This window comes from Moraxella canis (assembly GCF_002014965.1).
GTDB classification, from domain to species: Bacteria; Pseudomonadota; Gammaproteobacteria; order Pseudomonadales; family Moraxellaceae; genus Moraxella; species Moraxella canis.
In genome coordinates this window covers 209242-228699 of the sequence record NZ_MUXT01000008.1, presented here as the reverse complement: position 1 = coordinate 228699, position 19458 = coordinate 209242, and the positions used below count along the sequence as shown (strand labels likewise).

The 19458-nt window shown below is 45.8% G+C and carries 12 protein-coding genes; 11 read left to right on the top strand and 1 reads right to left on the bottom strand.

Translation table 11 applies throughout. The features are described from left to right. Positions 1-6 precede the first annotated feature (6 nt). Positions 7-1401, bottom strand: a complete 1395-nt coding sequence (locus tag B0180_RS07145; protein WP_078256304.1) for a M16 family metallopeptidase — start codon at positions 1399-1401, stop codon at positions 7-9. A 393-nt stretch (positions 1402-1794) separates the two neighbouring features. Between B0180_RS07145 and B0180_RS07140 the strand changes: the two genes are divergently transcribed. From B0180_RS07140 to recD, 11 genes are all read left to right on the top strand, one after another. Next, positions 1795-3918: a PhoX family protein gene (locus B0180_RS07140; RefSeq protein ID WP_078256303.1), complete on the top strand. Its 2124-nt coding sequence runs from the start codon at positions 1795-1797 to the stop codon at positions 3916-3918. Between the two features lie 127 nt (positions 3919-4045). Continuing rightward, a complete protein-coding gene (ftsY, locus tag B0180_RS07135) occupies positions 4046-4987 on the top strand; it encodes a signal recognition particle-docking protein FtsY (protein WP_078256302.1) in 942 nt (313 codons plus the stop codon). After that, a complete protein-coding gene (locus B0180_RS07130) occupies positions 4984-5535 on the top strand; it encodes a methylated-DNA--[protein]-cysteine S-methyltransferase (protein WP_143821294.1) in 552 nt (183 codons plus the stop codon). The genes ftsY and B0180_RS07130 overlap by 4 nt, the downstream gene beginning before the upstream one ends. 109 nt (positions 5536-5644) lie before the next feature. Further along, positions 5645-6670: a quinone-dependent dihydroorotate dehydrogenase gene (locus tag B0180_RS07125; protein WP_078256301.1), complete on the top strand. Its 1026-nt coding sequence runs from the start codon at positions 5645-5647 to the stop codon at positions 6668-6670. Between the two features lie 4 nt (positions 6671-6674). Next, the gene (locus B0180_RS07120) at positions 6675-7187 is read left to right on the top strand and encodes a CvpA family protein (protein ID WP_078256300.1); all 513 of its coding nucleotides are present in this window, start codon (positions 6675-6677) and stop codon (positions 7185-7187) included. Positions 7188-7252: 65 nt separating this feature from the next. Further along, the gene (gene purF / locus B0180_RS07115; RefSeq protein WP_078256299.1) at positions 7253-8782 is read left to right on the top strand and encodes an amidophosphoribosyltransferase; all 1530 of its coding nucleotides are present in this window, start codon (positions 7253-7255) and stop codon (positions 8780-8782) included. 292 nt (positions 8783-9074) lie between these two features. Beyond that, the gene (locus B0180_RS07110) at positions 9075-10406 is read left to right on the top strand and encodes a lytic murein transglycosylase (RefSeq protein ID WP_078256298.1); all 1332 of its coding nucleotides are present in this window, start codon (positions 9075-9077) and stop codon (positions 10404-10406) included. A 248-nt stretch (positions 10407-10654) separates the two neighbouring features. After that, a complete protein-coding gene (gene uvrB / locus B0180_RS07105) occupies positions 10655-12643 on the top strand; it encodes an excinuclease ABC subunit UvrB (RefSeq protein WP_208609396.1) in 1989 nt (662 codons plus the stop codon). A gap of 51 nt (positions 12644-12694) precedes the next feature. After that, positions 12695-13300: a uracil-DNA glycosylase family protein gene (locus B0180_RS07100; RefSeq protein WP_078256296.1), complete on the top strand. Its 606-nt coding sequence runs from the start codon at positions 12695-12697 to the stop codon at positions 13298-13300. 69 nt (positions 13301-13369) lie between these two features. Further along, positions 13370-17317, top strand: coding sequence for a UvrD-helicase domain-containing protein (locus B0180_RS07095; protein WP_078256295.1), 3948 nt, complete (start codon positions 13370-13372; stop codon positions 17315-17317). Positions 17318-17351: 34 nt separating this feature from the next. After that, a complete protein-coding gene (gene recD / locus B0180_RS07090; RefSeq protein ID WP_078256294.1) occupies positions 17352-19400 on the top strand; it encodes an exodeoxyribonuclease V subunit alpha in 2049 nt (682 codons plus the stop codon). Positions 19401-19458 lie beyond the last annotated feature (58 nt).

Sequence of the window (19458 nt, the reverse complement as noted above, 5' to 3'; positions counted from 1 at the left end):
ACCGCTTTATTGTTGAGTGTGATTGGGTAAAACATACACTGTGGTTAAATTATCCTTTGTGATATATTTTTTGCCGACAGCTTGAATGTCTGATTTACTAATTTTATCAAGTGCTTGCGGCAGGGTGTTTAGCGTCTCTAGCGGCAATCCAAGCGTAGATAATAATCCCAAGCTGATGGCTTGATTGGCGATACTGTCATTGGTAAAGACCAAGGACGACAACAAGCCTGCACGGCTGCGAGACAGCTCATCATCAGTGATTTGACCTTCGGTGATGGCGTTTAGCTCTGCCAAAATGGCGGCTTCCGCATCTTGCAGACTCACCCCATCACGCGGCGTTGCGATGATGGTAAACAATCCATCGCCTTTTGAGAGCATGTCATAATGGATGGAGACGCTGCTGAGCACTTGCAGGTTGCGAATCAGTTGGCGCTCAAACCGTGCCGATAAGCCGCCATCAGCAAGATCGCTTAATAATGATAGCGCATGGGCTTCACTGGTGGATTGGCTGTTTTGGCTGCCAAGCGTTGGCACATTAAAGCCCATGATCAGGCTTGGGACTTGCACATTTTGATGGCTTTGAGCTTGGGTGTAGCCTCGGTGGCTAGGCTGATTTAAATTGGCTCGCTTGGGCAATGAAGATGGCGTAAGATCCTTAAAATATTTTTCGATCCAAGGCATGGTAACATCAGGGGTGATGTCTCCGACAAGTACAAGCGTGGCATTATTTGGGCGATACCATTTACCATACCAGTTTTGTAAATCTTGCAAATCAATCCCTTCAATATCTGCCATACTGCCAATGACTGGACGACCCATTGGCGACTGAGGCATGGCGATCGCCAAAAATTCTTCATAGGCTTTGGCGATTGGGTTATCATCAGTGCGCAGACGGCGCTCTTCTTTGATGACTTGTTTTTCGGTGGCGACTTCATCGGCGGTCAAGATCAGATGATTCATACGATTGGCTTCAATCTGCAGTGCCAGTGGAAATTGATTGGCAGGCAAACTTTCATAATACACGGTGAACTCATCATTGGTGAATGCGTTGGTCTGACCACCAAAATGACTGATCAGCCTTTGATAATCATCATGGCTAATCCCTTTGGCATCTTTAAACATCATATGCTCAAGAAAATGCGAAATGCCGCCTTTGCCCACAGGCTCATCACTTGAACCCACATCATACCAAATCTGCGTCATCACGATCGGCGCGCGGCTGTCTTGCTTGATGATGACTTTAAGCCCATTATCTAAGGTGTGGGTATAAATATCGTGTTGTTTTGCTTGGGTGCTTGTGGGTTTTGTGGTTGAGGCAGCGTCTTGGGTGGGGGTAAGACTTTGACAGGCAGATAAGCCGACTGCCGCACTGATCGCAAAAGCCAATGGAATAAGTTTCATGGGTTGTCCTTACTGTGTTTTATAATGTGGTTGTACCGCCAATCATGACTGATGCCGTCGGCGAAACACTGGCGCAGCCGACGACTACCAAGGCAAATATCATAAGTAAGCTGCTTTTTAATATATTCATAAACTACTCCAGCCAAAATAATTAGTAAAATAATCTGACCATTATAATGATAATCATCATCAAAAACACATCTTCCAAGCCAAATGTCGCAGATTAGATACATTGAGTAATAAATGCTTATCAAATGAAAATTTTGCCAAACAAAATCTGCTCAATCTCTGTCATGAATCTGTCATGTACCAGTCACTGATCTGTCATGCTTGCTTGCTAAGATATCGGCATTCACCAAGCCCGCTTACTATGGCAAGCCTAAGGAAATACAGATGAATAACCCACACGATTTTATCGAAGACTCAAACCCAACCAGCAACCCAAACTTTGCTGATATCCTAAATCAAACCGTGTCACGTCGCACCATTTTAAAAGGTGGCGCAGGCTTGACGGCTGCTGCCATGTTTGGCTCATTGCCTTTGATGGCGAGCGCAAATTCCACCACCGCACCAACCAAAACAAATTTGGCACGCCCAACAAAACTTCAATTCAAAGCCGTACCACATTATACAGGCAATGATATGAAAGTTGCCGAAGGCTACACGGCGCGTGCATTTTTGCATTTGGGTGAGCCGCTGATCGATGGCATCGAAGCGTTCCGTGACAACCGCGAACATTCGGGCGAATCATTTTTGTATCGCATGGGCGATAACCACGACGGTATGCATTTTTATGGCATGACCAACGGCAAATTTGATCCTAATCAATCAAATCGTGCTTTGTTGGCAATCAACCATGAATATACCAACGAAAATCTACACCCAATGGGTTTTTTGACACAGGAAGACAACAATGCCGCGCCGATTTATCGAAAAAAACGCCTTGCTATGGATGTGCGTCGCGATGCTAACGCTCATGGCGTGGCTGTGGTTGAGCTAAGAAAGACAGGCGATCGCTATGAAATGGTCAAAAACTCACCATTTAATAAGCGTTTTTCAAGTGCAACGATGGTAGATTTTGCAGGTGCAGCAGCAGGCAGTAAAATGCTTGTCACCAAATTTGACAAATCAGGCAAAAGCACTTGGGGCATCAATAACCAATGTGGTTCAGGCATGTCACCATGGGGCACTTATCTAACCACCGAAGAAAATTTTTTAAATGTCTTTGCACGCGGTGAAGACAAAGCCAAAATCGGCACCCAAGCAGATATCGCATTGGCTCGCTATGGCTTAAAAGAAAACAGCACAGGCGGCGGCTATCTATGGCACACCGCTGACGATAAAGAAGGCATTGTGACTGATGAATTCAGCCGCTGGGAAGCCACTGCCAAAGCCAATGACGCAAGCGCTGATTATCGTCATGGGTTTAATGGCTTTGGATACATCGTAGAAATTGATCCATTTGATCCAAAAGCTCGCGCAGTAAAGCGCACAAGCTTGGGGCGCTTTGCTCATGAAAACTGTGCCTTTGTACCGCCTGTCGCTGGCAAGCCTGTGGTCTTTTATATGGGTGATGACGCGCGCGGTGAGTACATTTATAAATTTGTCTCTAAAGCCAAATGGTCACCAAGCGATGTGGGCAAAGGCTTAAAAGCAGGCGATAAATACATGAACGATGGCACGCTGTATGTTGCTGTGTTTAATGCAGATGGTACAGGCGAATGGCGTGAGCTGTCTTATGGTAAAGTCAATCATAAAGATTATCAGTTCAAAGACCAAGCCGATGTCGTCATCAATGCTCGCTTGGCAGCCGACAGCGTAGGCGCAACCAAGATGGACCGTCCTGAGTGGATCTCGGTCAGTCCGATCACAGGCGAAGTTTATGTGACTTTGACCAACAACTCAAAGCGTACAGTTGAAGCTACCGATGCCGCCAACCCAAGAAGCTATAACAACAAAGGCAACCAACATGGTCATATCGTTCGCTGGCGTGAGCGTGGTGAGCATACCGCAACAGCGTTTGATTGGGATGTATATTTGTTTGCTGCACCAAATGATTTGACTGAGCAAAACTTATCCAACCTATCTGCTGAAAATGACTTATCTTCTCCAGATGGCTTGTACTTTGATCCGCGTGGTGTCTTGTGGATTCAAACGGATGACAGCGCTTATACCAAGACCACTAACTGTATGTTACTTGCAGCGCTGCCTAGCCATGTGGGTGATGGTAAAATCATGACCACAACCACAGGACGCAATACGCCCGTGGGTGCGATGGCGACTAATGATACCCTAAAAAGATTCTTTGTGGGTCCAAAAGGCTGTGAGGTCACAGGCATCACCATGACACCTGACTTTAAAACCTTATTCATCAATATCCAGCATCCTGGCGAAGACAGCCCTGATGTGACTTGGGGTGCGGTTCCAGGCGGACGCGTACCACGCTCAGCGACAGTCATGATTACCAAAAATGATGGCGGCGTGATCTTAGGCGAATCATTACAAAACATGGCTTAATATCAGCTAATACCACCGATCCCCAAGCATGTTATGACAGGCTTGGGGATTTTTGTGTAATGAATTTTGGGTAAATTTGTGTTACAATCACAATCAATGACAAAATCATAAAATCGTAAGGCAGGATATGAGCGAAAACGAAAAAGGCGGCTGGTTTTCCCGCATGAAGGCTGGGCTATCAAAGTCAAGCAAAAACTTATCAGAAGGACTGGTTAATGTCTTGGTCGGCGGCAAAGAGATTGATGATGAGCTGCTTGAAGAAGTTGAAGATCAGCTACTGGTTGCTGATATCGGTGTCAATGCCACCAACCGCATTATCAAAAATCTGACCGAGCAGACCGCGCGCGGCGATTTGATTTATTCGCATTCTTTGTATAAGGCGCTCAAAACTGAGCTGACCGATATTTTGACGCCCAAAGTTGAGTCTTTGGTCATTGACACCACCAAAAAACCCTTCGTCATCTTGATGGTGGGTGTCAATGGCGTTGGTAAGACTACCACGATCGGCAAGCTTGCCAAGCGCCTACAAGCCGAAGGTAAATCAGTGATGCTTGCTGCTGGCGATACCTTTCGGGCAGCGGCAACCGAGCAGCTACAAATCTGGGGCGAGCGAAACGGCATCCCTGTCGTCGCTCAAGGACATGGGTCAGATAGTGCTTCGGTGATTTTTGATGCCATGCAGTCTGCTAAGGCAAAGGGCATTGATGTGCTCATCGCTGATACAGCAGGGCGCCTACAAAATAAAACCTATCTCATGAATGAGCTTGAAAAAGTCGTCCGCGTGATGAAAAAGGGCGACGAGACAGCCCCGCACGAGACAATGATCGTGCTGGATGCAGGCACAGGTCAAAACGCCATTAATCAAGTGCAGGTATTTTCAGAAGCGGTGAATTTGACAGGTATCAGTGTCACCAAGCTTGATGGCACAGCCAAAGGCGGCGTGGTATTTAATATTGCCCAAAACACCGACATTCCCATTCGTTTTATCGGTGTTGGGGAAGGTATTGATGATCTACAGCCCTTTAAGCCAAAAGATTTTGTCGATGCGCTTTTGGAAAAAGAGGAATGACGAGCGAGGCGGTCAGCACCGAGTATCATCCGCCAAGTTTTTTGGCCAAGCTGCCGACCATGCGCTTAACTGCCAGTAACGGCAAGCTTGTTTTGCTTGACTGGCAAGAGATCAAAACCCAAAAGCTGCTGACCAAAGCCAATCAGTGCGCGGTGTTGATCAACTCATCTAAATTGGACCGTAGTCAGCCCAATCAGGCAATTCTTTTACAGACGATTCGTCAGCTTAGTGAATACTTTGATGGCACGCGCAAGGACTTTAGCATACCGCTTGATATTTCTCATGGTACTCAGTTTCAGCAGCAGGTTTGGGCAGCGCTTTTGACCATTGATTATGGTCAAACCATCAGCTATGCCGAGCTTGCCGCACGCATTGGCAAGCCCAAAGCCTATCGTGCCTGCGCCAACGCCAATGGCAAAAATCCCTTGAGTTTAATCATTCCATGCCATCGAGTGGTTGCCTCTGATGGCAGTTTGGGCGGCTATACTGGCGGCATCGCCATTAAAAAATCACTGTTGGATCTTGAAAGGGCGCATCGCTTGCGCTAACTTGGTTGCATTTGTGTATTAAGCCAAAATAAAAACGCCCACTGATTTTGATTATTTATGCTATAATTGGATGATTTCATTTCACATTTGATGGTTGAAGGGGGTGTTTATGCCTTATGCGCTGCTGCGTCCGTTATTATTTAGTATGGATCCTGAGCAAGCACACGAAAAGACGCTTGAGATGCTTGAATCCGCCAATACAGCGCATCTTTTGGGTTTTGTGTATGCCAAGCAGGCGCTGCCTACCGAGTGCATGGGCATCTCTTTATTAAATCCTGTGGGTCTGGCGGCAGGTTTGGATAAAAATGGCGAATACATCGATGCCTTAAGCGAGCTGGGATTTGGGTTTATAGAAATTGGCACCGTTACCCCAAGACCTCAATCAGGCAACGACAAACCTCGTCTATTTCGCATCAAAGAAGCGCACGGCATCATCAATCGAATGGGATTTAACAATCATGGCGTAGACGCGATGATTGATAATATTGAACGGGCAAAGTATCAAGGCGTGCTTGGAATTAATATCGGCAAAAATGCCACCACCCCTGTTGAAAATGCGCTTGACGATTATATCTATTGTCTTGAGCGTGTGTATCCATACGCCAGTTATATCACCATTAATATCTCAAGCCCGAATACCAAAAATTTGCGAGACTTACAAAGCGGTGATGCGCTATCACAGCTGCTTGATGGCATCAAAAACTGCCAAATGCGCTTAGCTAACGACTATGGATTTTATGTGCCATTGGCATTGAAGATTGCGCCTGATTTGGATTTAAGCCAAATTGATGAAATCTCTTGTACTGTGCTTGATTTTGAGATCGACGGTTTGATTGCAACAAATACTACCTTATCACGCACAGGCGTTGAGGGCTTTCGTCATGGAGAAGAAGCAGGTGGATTATCTGGTCGTCCTGTAAACCATCAAAGTACACTAATTTTGTCTCAATTTGCAGATCGTATCGCTGATAAAGTGGATTTGATTGGCGTGGGTGGTATCGAGACAGGCGAGCTTGCTGTCAAAAAAATTCACGCAGGTGCCAAAGCGGTTCAGTTATATTCTGGGCTTATTTATAAAGGTCCTGGACTGGTGACAGACTGTGTGCAGGCGCTCTCAGGCGATCGCTACGGATAAGCCTATGAATTGGATTGATATCATTATCAGCATTGTTGTCCTTTTGGGTATTTGGCGTGGTTTTACTGCTGGTATTATAAAAAGTATGGCAATGCTTTTGTCGTGGCTCATCGCCTTGATTGTCGCATCAAAGACGGCGAACAGCTTTTCTCATATTTTTGCCCCATTTGTCGATAATTCGGTTCTGCAAGTTGCCATGGCTTTTGTTGCCATTATGCTGATCACTGTTTTGCTTGTCGGCACAGCTGCCAACATATTGGCGCGCTCATTTAAGGCGCTAAAGCTGGGATTTTTGGATCGTATTGGTGGGGGTGTGTTTGGTGCTGCTACTGGCGTTTTGAAGGTTTTGGTTGTGCTAAGTATCATCTCTCCTGCATTGGCGCTAATGCCTGTGGCTCAGTCGTCTGTGCTTGTTCCAAGCTTATTACCGTATGCACCAGTGGCAAAAAATTTATTACATAAGGCATTTGACAGCACTTGGAATCAGCTGGAAAATCCCTATAAAGACCAACAATGATGATATAACTTAACATCAGCTTTCGATAATTATTAACTTATTGTTATCAATAATTTGGAGTAAATATGTGTGGTGTAATCGGCGTCATGGCGCATGAACCCGTCAATCAAATGTTGTATGATGGCTTAACCATGCTACAGCACCGCGGTCAAGACGCAGCAGGCATTGTCACCCTAAAAGACAATCGCTTCTATCTGCGTAAAGATAATGGCATGGTGCGCGATGTATTCTTGAATCAGCATATGGTGCGCTTGGTGGGTAACTGCGGCATCGGTCATGTGCGCTATCCGACAGCTGGCACTTCTAGCACCGCAGAAGCTCAGCCTTTATATGTCAACTCGCCTTATGGCATTACTTTGGCACATAATGGCAACTTGACCAATGCTGAAAAATTGGCTCGTGAGCTGTACGAAGAAGATCGCCGTCATCTAAATACTCAGTCGGATTCTGAAGTATTGCTAAATATTTTTGCGCATGAGCTCCAAAAATTCACCAAGCCCGCTTTGGCGTCTGGCGACATCTTTGAGGCGCTGACCAAGCTGTATAAACGCTGTGAAGGTGCCTTTGGTGTGGTGGCTTTGATTACGGGTCATGGATTGGTGGCATTTCGCGATCCTAACGGCATTCGCCCATTGATTTATGGACGCCGATTGACCGAAAAAGGCATAGAGTATATGGTGGCATCAGAGTCAGTGGCTTTGCAGGCATTGGGCTTTGAGGTAGTCAGAGACATTGCACCTGGTGAAGCGATTTTTATTGATCTAAATCACAGCCTCCATACACATCAGTGCGTGCCAGTCGAAGAAGGGCAATATACGCCTTGTATCTTTGAATATGTGTATTTTGCGCGTCCTGATTCGATCATTGATAACATTTCCGTTCATAAAGCGCGGATGCGTATGGGTGAAAAATTGGCAGATCAAATTTTGCGCGAGTGGGGTGAAGATCATGGTATTGATGTGGTGATTCCAATTCCAGATACATCAAGAAACTCAGCGCTTGAATTGGCGGTGCGTTTGAATGTCAAGTATCGTGAAGGTTTTAATAAAAATCGCTATATCGGTCGCACTTTTATCATGCCAGGTCAGCAGCAGCGCAAAAAAAGCGTACGCCAAAAACTAAACGCCGTACCACTAGAATTTAAAAACAAAAACGTGCTTTTGGTCGATGACTCAATCGTGCGCGGCACCACGTGCTATGAGATCATTCAGATGGCGCGCGATGCGGGCGCCAAAAATGTCTTTTTTGCGTCAGCAGCGCCGCCGGTGATGTATCCGAATGTCTATGGTATTGATATGCCTGTGCGTAGTGAGCTGATCTCATCGGGTCGCAGTGTTGAGGAAGTGCGCGAGATTATCGGTGCGGATCGTTTAATTTTCCAAGACTTAGACGATTTGATTGAAGCGGTCAGCGACACCAAGCACAGCCGAGTGGATGGTTTCGATTGTTCGGTTTTTGATGGCAAATATATCGCAGGTAATATCGATGAAGCCTATTTAACCGATCTTCAAAATAAACGAAATGATGCCGTCAAAGACAAAGGCGTGACCTTAGTTGATACGCCTGTTGATATGACAGGTGTCTCTGCAGTGTAGAGATTATAAAGATTAAAAAAGAGTAAAACAGTAACGACATGTCAATAGATAATAGTTCTTCTAAGTGTAGAGATTATAAAGATTAAAAAAGAGTAAAACAGCGTCAAAATTGATTTGGCGCTGTTTTTTATTTGACAGATGTCATTAAGCAGTTAAACTTATCCGTTATCATTTTATGATTAGCCACAAGCTGTAAAAATTTTGCTCATTTTATGTGATAATGATCGACTTTTTGCCTGATTCTTGCTAAAGTGATTTGGCATATGATTCATAGACATTGTTGGAAATACTTATGACAAAAAAATCCTTTCCTTGGTCAGCCCTACCTTTGACGATTTCGGCGCTGCTTTTGGCATCTTGTGCATCACAGCCCATCCCTGATCGTGCGCCAATCAAAGTGGTGCAAGCCACGCCTCAGCCGACAACCAAGCCGCCTGTTGTCGTCCAAAAAGCGCCACCTGTTGTGGTTCAAACGCCTACAGTGACTAAACCAAGTGCCGGCATTGAGTTTCAATATGGCAGCTTTGGTGAGTGGAAAAGTGACTTTATGCATCGCGCGGTATCTCAAGGTGTCAATCCCAATCTTTTAAATTCATTGATGGCGGGCGCAATGCTAAGTCAGCGCGTGATTGATTTGGATCGTAGCCAAGCTGAATTTACCAAAATGCCTTGGGAGTATGTCGAGTCAGCCGCCTCTTCAAATCGCATCCGTCAAGGTAAATCTAAATTAAATGAAAATCTCAGCATCTTGACCTCAGCTGAATCCATCTATGGTATACCAAAAGAGATCACCACTGCCATTTGGGGTATGGAGTCATCATACGGTGCCGGCATGGGCAGTATGGATTTGGTGAATGCGTTATCAAGCCTGGCTTATGATGGTCGCCGCCGTGAATTTGCTGAAAGTCAGCTGATTTCTATGGTTCGAATGATTGAGCGTGGTGATGTGACAGCATCTCAGCTGCAGGGCTCATGGGCAGGTGGTATGGGACATACTCAGTTCATCCCGACCACATGGATGCAAGAGGGCGTCGATGGTAATGGTGATGGACGTAAAGACCCTTGGAGCCGCCAAGATGCTTTAACGTCCACTGCAAGTTATCTGGCAAATGCTGGATGGGTGCGCGGCTTGCAGCCTTTTTATGAGGTACGGTTGCCTGCTGGGTTTGACTTCTCGCAGCTAAATACCAAGCGCAGTCTTGATGCTTGGAAGGCATCTGGATTGGTCAGTACAAGTGGCGAATATTTTGGCGGCGCACATGAAGCTGAGCTGTGGCTGCCTGCAGGTCAATACGGACCAGCTTTATTGCTCACCAAAAATTTTGATGTCATTCGAGTGTATAATAACTCATCAAGCTATGCCTTGGGTGTGTCATTATTAGCCAAGCAAATCGCAGGCGGTTCTGGGTTAATTCAATCTTGGCCACGTCATGAGCAGCCATTGTCAAGAAGCCAAATTTTGACCCTTCAGCGTAACTTAACCACACAAGGCTTTGATACTCAAGGTATTGATGGTGTGGCGGGCAGTAATACGCGCCGTGCCTTTGCACGCTGGCAAGCTGCCAATGGTCAAGTGCCAGACGGCTTTATCAGTCAGCGCACCGCAGGTAATTTGATTTGGTAAGCTTATTTGTATCATTAGCCATTTTTGACTGAGGATAATTGCCCTTGCAAAACCCCATTATCACCCCCATGATAATGGGGTTTTTGTTGATTTAACTGTTTAAAGAAGAAAAAGAATCCATTATGCGACTGCCCGAAACTTCCAGAGCCGAACGTCAAACCAATCAGCTGGCTCGCGAGCTCCAAGAAAAAGCTCAGCTTACTGGCGTGAATGTGTCAGGAACTCAAATCTCAAGCCAAGCCTTTGACATGGTGACCGACTTTGAGCCATCAGGGGATCAGCCTGCGGCGATCTCCAAACTCGTCAAAGGGATTGAATCGGGTATGCGTGGGCAGCTTTTGTTAGGCGTCACAGGATCAGGTAAAACCTATACCATGGCAAAGGTGATCGCCGAGAGCGGGCGTCCTGCCATTATTATGGCGCATAATAAGACTTTGGCAGCTCAGCTGTATGGCGAATTTAAGGCATTTTTTCCACATAATGCGGTCGAATATTTTGTCAGTTATTATGATTATTATCAGCCCGAAGCCTATGTGCCTGCCAGCGATACTTTTATCGAAAAAGACAGCGCCATCAATGATCATATTGATCAGATGCGCTTATCGGCGACGCGTGCTTTGCTAGAGCGGCGTGATGCCATCATTGTGGCGTCTGTGTCAGCCATTTATGGTCTGGGCGATCCTGAAAGCTATCTAAAAATGCTACTTCATATCGTCGTCGGCGATCGGGTACATCGAGATGCGATGATAAAAAGGCTTGTTGAGCTGCAATATGAGCGCAATGAGCTGGACTTTGGGCGCGGTACTTATCGCTTGCGTGGGGAGACTTTGGATGTATATCCTGCCGAAAGTGAAAGCTTGGCGGTGCGCATTTCTATGTTTGATGATGAAGTGGAAAAAATCACTTGGTTTGATCCACTGACTGGTAAAAATATCAAATCCGTGCCACGCATCACCATTTATCCCAAATCACACTATGTCACCCCAAAAGAAAAGCTAGAAGCTGCCAGCGCCACGATCAAAGAAGAGCTTGCCCAAAGGCTAGAATATTTTCGTGCTAATGATAAACTTATCGAAGCGCAGCGCATCAAAGAGCGCACTCAATACGATCTTGAGATGATTCAGCAGCTCGGCTATTGTAACGGTATTGAAAACTATTCTCGCCATCTGTCTGGCAGACCTGCAGGCGAAGCACCGCCGACATTGTTTGACTATATTCCATCGGATGCACTGCTGTTCATTGATGAAAGTCACGTCACTGTGCCACAAATCGGTGCGATGTATAAAGGTGATAAAAGCCGCAAAGAGACGCTGGTACAATATGGTTTTCGTCTGCCAAGCGCCATGGATAACAGACCCATGAAGTTTGAGGAATGGGAGCGTATCTCGCCTGCCACCATCTATGTGTCTGCCACGCCAGCCAATTATGAACTTGAAAAATCCGAGCAAGTCGTCGAGCAGGTGGTGCGCCCAACGGGCTTGGTCGATCCTGTGCTTGAGATTCGCCCTGTGCTTACTCAGGTGGATGATGTGCTGGGTGAGATTAACTTAAGAAAGCCTTTGGATGAGCGCGTACTGATCACAACGCTAACCAAGCGTATGGCAGAAGATTTGACCAGTTATCTCAAGGAATACGGCATCAAGGTGGCATATTTGCACTCAGACATCGATACCGTTGAGCGCATGAAAATCATTCATGAGCTGCGCACAGGCATTTATGATGTGCTGGTGGGGATCAACTTACTTCGTGAAGGTCTTGATATGCCTGAAGTGAGCCTTGTGGCGATTTTTGATGCCGACAAAGAAGGGTTTTTGCGTTCGGAGCGTTCACTGATACAGACCATCGGTAGGGCAGCTCGGCATGTGAATGGTAAAGCCATCTTATATGCCGATACCATCACGCCAAGTATGCAAAAAGCCATCGATGAGACCGAGCGACGACGCGCCAAGCAAATCGCCTTCAACGAAGCGCATGGCATCACGCCCAAGTCAGCGAGCCGCGCCATCACTGATAAAATTGATACAGGTGATGATGAAAATACCGAAGTGGTGCAGATTATTTTATCTGAAGCGCTGGCAGGCGTGGATGAAAATATCCTACATTCGCCAAAGCTGCTCGCCAAAGAAATCGCTCGCTTAGAAAAACAAATGCAGGCATTATCACGCGAGCTAAAATTTGAAGAAGCTGCAAAAGTGCGTGATACAGTCATTGCACTCAAAGAACTTTTGGTCAAATAAACTTATAATCACGATGTCTTTACTTTTTAAGTATAAAGTAAAGACAAATCCATGTTTAATGAGCCTATGACGACAAAAACGATCCATACACACCCTTTACCGCCTTTCATACCGCCCAATGCGCGCGTGATGATGCTTGGCAGCTTTCCGCCGCCGCCTGAGCGCTGGAAAATGCCATTTTATTATCCAAATTATAATAATGATATGTGGCGCATTTTGGGCTTGGTGTTTTTTGGTGATGCTGAGCGATTTATTGATAAAGCCAACAAAACCTTTTATCAAGATGAGATTGAAAAATTTTTGGTGAGTGCAGGCATCGCCATCGGTGATACGGCTTATCAGGTGATCCGCCAAAAAGACAATGCTTCTGATCAGTTTTTACAGATCATAACGCCCATGGATATCGAAAGCATACTTAGGCAGCTGCCGCAGTGCCACGCTGTGATCACCACTGGTGAAAAAGCCACCGAAGTTTTATGTCAGCAATTCACCAGCCAAAAAACGCCCAAAATCGGTGAGCAGGTGCAGCTGTTGATCGCCAATCGGTGCATTGATTTATACCGCTTGCCGTCATCATCACGGGCGTATCCTTTGGCGATCGATAAAAAAGCCGATGTTTATCGACAGGTTTTTGATGCGCTTGGTCTGCTTACTTAATATAAAGTCGGACTGGATTTTGGGCGCATATTTGCTAAAATACTAAAACCGACGCAACCAGATACAGCAATGACCGATATTATCTTGCCTACGCTGCCGACAGCACCCAAACATTCTGAACAAACTGAGCAAATCGCCGCCTTGCAATGCACGCTTGAGCAAGCGTATTTGATCGAAGCTTCGGCAGGTACTGGCAAGACTTGGACGCTGACGGGGATTATTTTACGGCTATTAATTGAAAAAAAATATCCACCTGAGCGCATCATCGCTACGACATTCACTCGGGCAGCTGCCGCCGAGATGCAAGAGCGCATCAGTGAGCGGCTGCACAGCTTTTATGGGTTGGTGCGCTGGCTGCAGGGTATGGCGAGCACACAGCCTGAGTGGTTTGACGGGGCGGCGCCCATGGATCAGATCATCACGCGCGCCACTGAAGCTGGGCATGACGCCGCCGATCCCATCAATGAGCGTTTACTTGAATTTATCCTATCTCAGCCAGCGACGTTCTTAAATGAAGTGATTTATCGTACAGGGCTTTTACTGACTTCTTTGGATAAGCTGTTTGTTGGCACGCTAGATAGCCTTGCCCAAAAATGGCTTAATGAATTTGCCGCCCAAATCGGTCATCAGTCTGGCATGGAGATTTTGAATCATGCTGAACAAAAAGTCGCCGCCATCGTCCATGATGAGCTACGCGCCGAAGAAGTCAGGCTAAAGCACGCCCATCCTGAATTTTATCAAATCTTCAAAGCGTTTTATCCGAATTTTTTTAGTCAAGTGGCTGCGGTCGCAAGTATCGTCAATAAAGCCATCGACTTTTATTCTGCGCCCATTGATGAGCTGAATATGCCTGCAGATGCAGATATTAGCTCAGCCCAAACAGTGATTGACCAAATTTTAAACACTGATTTTACAGGATTTACGCCATATTTTGATGCTGATTTTCGTAAAAGCGTGTCCATGAACCAAAGTCTAGGCTTTGGCAAACAGATTCATCATCTGCCACATGTGTTGTCTTTGATCCAAAAACATGGGGCGCTGTTTGTTAATTTTGTGGATGATGACGCGCTTAAGCTGATTGATAGCATCACTAAAGCGGCTGAAAAAGAGTGGCAAATTTTTAATAAAAGCGCAAATCCAAGCGATATGCATCAATTTATGGCGCTGCCACTTCAAGCGCTCAGTGATATTGCTAATCTTTATACCGCTCTTGGTGAGCAAGCCAAGCTGTATCATGAGCACATCTGCCGACACATCATTGTAAGTGCAAAAAATCAGATCGCCCAACGGCTTGAAACACAGAATCAGACCACATTTACCTTGCAAATGGTGAGATTGAATGAAGCGCTTGGCAATAGCCCTGCACTTGCGCGGCACATTCGCCATCATTATCCTGTGGCTTTGATTGATGAGTCTCAAGATGTCAATGGGCTACAAGTTGAGCTCATTGAGCGGGTCTATCTCACTGAGATCGCCCATTATCACAAAAGTCTTATCCGCTATGAGCAAATCGGCGGCGATAAACCGAAACTGCCCCGAGGGTTTTTGCTATTGGTTGGAGATCCTAAGCAGGCAATTTATCGCTTTCGGGGCGGTGATGTTGCCAATTATAATTTGATCAAGCACTATGGCAACCAAGATGCGCTCATCAAAGCGCCGCTGATCGATCAGTCGCTGTCTTTGACGGTGAATCGCCGCTCAAGCAAGGCACTGATTGAGGCGCTCAATGCATGGTTTGAAAATAACGGTCAAGAGGGCATCGCCAATCATGCAAATTTGGGTCAAGGGATTTTTTATCAGCAGATCCAAGCGCACAAAGACAGCGGTGGTATCCAGTGGCAAGCTGATGCCTATGCTGATTATTATGGCAATCATCCCGTGGCGGTGCTGCATTTTGATCATATCGAAGGTAATCAAAAAGCCGACAAAAGAGCTGAAAAAATTGCTCAGCACATCAACACCATTTTACAAGGTGATCATACGCTGCATGGTCAAAAGATCCTGCCAAAGCACATCGCGGTACTTGGGCGTACATCCGATGCGCTAGATAAGATAAAAAGCAAGCTTGACCATCTGAAGATTCCAGCGGTCATCCCCAAAGAAATTAATGTCTTTATGACTCAAGCGGCGGACGATCTTTTGGCGCTCATTATCGCGATGGTACAGCCAAACCATAGCGAAAACTTGGGCAAATTTTTGGTCTCACGTTTGGTGGGCATGACGCTCAAGCAAGCGATGGCTATCATCGAGCCAAATGAGCAGGATTTGAGTGATGCGCCGTCAGATGCCCAAAACCTAAAAACTTATATTTTAACTTATCTAAAAAAATCATACGAAAGATGGCAAAGATATGGGGTGTCATCAGCACTTGCCTATGCGTTTTATCATTCGCCCATCGATAGCGATCACGACAAATCGCCTTGGCTTAAGGCAGCCACTCAAGGAGAGCGTTATTTGGCGGATCTTGAGCGATTGGTGGCATTGGTCAGTGAACAATCGCAGCTGCATGAGATGCGCTTAATTGCTTGGTATCATAAACAGATGAGCGCTGATGTTGATGGCTATAATAAGCGTCCTATCCTACCTAGCGAAAGCGGCGTGAATTTGATGACCATTCATAAATCAAAAGGACTTGAATTTCCTATCGTGTATGTGATAGGGGTGGATGAAAAGCCAAGAAATGACAATGGCTTGACGATCTATCCTTATAGTGATCATAATTTTCAGCGTCGCTTAAGTATAAGTCAAGGTAATCTCATTGATGAAAGTTATTATCACGATATCAATCGTCAAGAATTGATTGATGAACTCAGACGCTTGGGCTATGTGGCATTGACGCGTGCTTCTGAACAGCTATATATCGTGGGTGGTGATTTATCTAAAAAAGATTCTAAAGAAATGCCTTTGTATCAATGGCTTGACTGTGCAGGCGAAAAATCATTGAGCTTACCAGAAAGGCTAAAAGACTGCGTGGGCTGGATCGCCATGACTGAAGCAGATTTATTAAGTCAGCCTTATCAAAACCAGCTGTCTAACCCTATCGCCAAAAATTATGCGCCATGGGATGCGGTGATGACCAAGACACAGTTTTTTGGAGAGCATAAGACCAGCTTTAGCGCACTGATCACTCGCTTGGATAAGTCTGTCATCCCCCCTGATGAAGCTGATATCGATCAGCTGTCTGTGATTACCGATACGGCTGCACCTGATCAGCTTGATGACATTCGTGCAAGTTTTTTTAAGGGCAGCGTGGCAGGTGATTTTTTGCATAAAGTCATGCAATTTTTGCCAACAGATCGTCTAAAATCAGCATCACCACAGGCTGCCCATGACATCATCAGTGGGGTGATCAATGAACAAGGGCGAAAACTTGGCATTGCCGAGCGCTATTTACCCACTTGGCAGGCGGGCGCTCGCATCCATGCTTCTGGCGATCAAACCAATGATCATGATAAATTGGTCGCTTGGATTGATCGGCTTGCCTATGCGCCTTTTAGGGCGTCTCGTCGTTCGCTGATGTCTCTGCCGATGACTGCTCAGCTGCGTGAGCTTAGCTTTACTTTGGGTCTTGGAGACAGCTTTAGCATCGCCCGACTCAATGAGGTATTCAAAGCGCACAGCGATAAAGACCTGATCTTGCTTGAAGATGACTATCGTACCATCTGTTATCGTTATTTACGCGGTGAGATTGATTTGGTTTATGAGTCTGATGGGCGATTTTTTATTGTGGATTATAAATCAAATTACTTGGGTGGTACGCCTGATGAATATCATGATCACGCCATGAGTGCCGCGATGGATAAGGTTGGCTATTGGCTACAAGCTGCGATTTATCAAGTGGCACTGCATCGACTTTTAAAGATTCGCTTAAAAGGCTATGTGGGTAATGAGGCACATTATCTGGGCGGCGTTGAATATGTCTTTTTACGCGGTGTTCAAGATGATGACGAAAATACAGGGCGTTTATTTTGGCAGCCGCCGCTGTCTTTGATTTTGGCGCTTGACGATATTTTATAAGTTAAAATTCACTATTAATGGCAGAGATAATAAGATGGCAGGGGATATCATTAGCCGATATGTGACCGATCGCATACAAGACAATCACCACTGGTATGCCAAAAAGCAGGTTTTAGCCGCTGAGTGCGTGCTTGGCCTGCCTGACTTTGAGCTATATCATATCATGCAGGATGCTTTGTTATTTCAGCTCAATCAAGGACATACGATACTGCGCATCAATGATCATGACGACTTGAACAATCGTCATCACTTGAATGGCGTGATACCCATTTGGCAACAAAAAATCATGGATTCATGCCTGACCGTGATAGCTCAGGCATTGACAGATGAGGGCATGGACTGGGCTGCGTTTTTTGATAATTATCATCATTATGCAGAAGATCCTGCTAAGATCAAAGAATTCGTTGAGCACACCTTAAATAATTTTCGTTGGCAATTATCCTTACTTGATCATACAGTCATAGAAAATGAGCGGCTGACTGCGCTGTTTTTGTCGATGCTGCGTATTTACTATGTTTTATATAAAAAAGCCAATTCTTTGAGCCAATTTGTGAGTATTTTGGATAAGAATACTTTTTTTGGCGATATTTTGGCACCTATACCTCAACGCATGCTCACTCATGAGCCGCCGATTTATTTTAGCCATCAAGCGGATGGTCTGTGTTTATGGACTCATCGCGCCTACCTGGCTGAATCACATCTGATGGCGCATATCTTACGCATCAGTGAGGCCAAGGTGCCTGTATTTACTCTGGATCAGTTATCAAATAGCCTAAATGCTGAGCAGCGTGAAGCCATCAAGCTGGTCTCAAAGCAGGCATTTTGCTTAATCACTGGTGGTCCTGGAACGGGTAAGACCTTTACAGTTGCCCAGATTGTGATCGCGCTCAATCAGCTGCCTGAGCCTAAACTGATGCGCTTGGGGCTTGCCGCGCCTACAGGTAAGGCGGCTCAGCGCATGAGCGAATCTTTGCTCAAATCCTTGGGTGAGAATAGCGATGTACAGCTACCCGAACCTAAGACCATTCACCGCTTGCTTGGTATTGGGGCGGATGGCAGTCCGCGCTATCATGCCAACAATCAGCTGCCGCTTGATATTTTGATTGTCGATGAGGCTTCCATGCTTGGCACAGAGCTGGCAAGTCAGCTGTTCGCCGCCATCGCCACTGGCTGCCGTGTGATTTTGCTTGGTGATGCGCATCAGCTGGCTGCGGTGGATGCCGGCGCGGTGCTGGCTGATTTATGCCGAATTGATCGCCTAAAGCATTTGCGTGTCAATTTAACAGTCTCAAAACGCTTCACAGACACATCAGGGGTTGGTCAATTAGCAAGGCTAATTAATGATCATCGTCAAAACATACTCTTTGAGGAGGTGGAGCAGCTGATCGATCGTGATGCAGAGATTGATTTTGAGCCCATCACCCACGCTAAAAGGGGTCATGACATATACCAAAAACTTAGCCAAGGCTATCAGGATTATTTTTTGGCAAGTAAACAGCTTCGTTTTGGTTTTGCAAAATTATCTGCTCAAGAGTCCATTGATAGCGTCAAAAAATTATTTGAAATATTGGACGCTTACCGCATTCTTTGTGCTTCACATCATGGCACATTTGGCGATGATCAGATCAATGATTACTTAAGCTCATCTCATCGAGCGTTTCAGAAAATACCGCCATCAGCTTCGCCTTGGTTTCATGGGCGTGTGGTGATGATCACCAAAAATTTATATGATTTGGGTTTATTTAATGGGGATATCGGTATTTGTTTGTGGGGATCGTCTGGTCTTAGCGTCTACTTTGAAGGTGAAAGTTTGCGCATGGTGGCGGTTGATATGTTAAGCGAGGCCGTCGTAAGCACTGCCTATGCCATCACAGTGCATAAGTCCCAAGGGTCTGAGTGGCAAAAAGTCGCCATTGTCTTTGACGAAAATAGCGAGCGGCTACTATCAAAGGAGCTGATTTATACTGCTGTCACGCGAGCAAAATCTGCGGTGCACATCTACAGTACGCGCGGTGCGCTGATGAATGCCATCAATACGCCTACGGTTCGCCAAACTGGGCTTGATAAAGTGAGCAGTATATGATGTGGCAGTCTCAACCAAACCTTGGCAAACCCAAAATATAAATTTTATCCTGCTTATG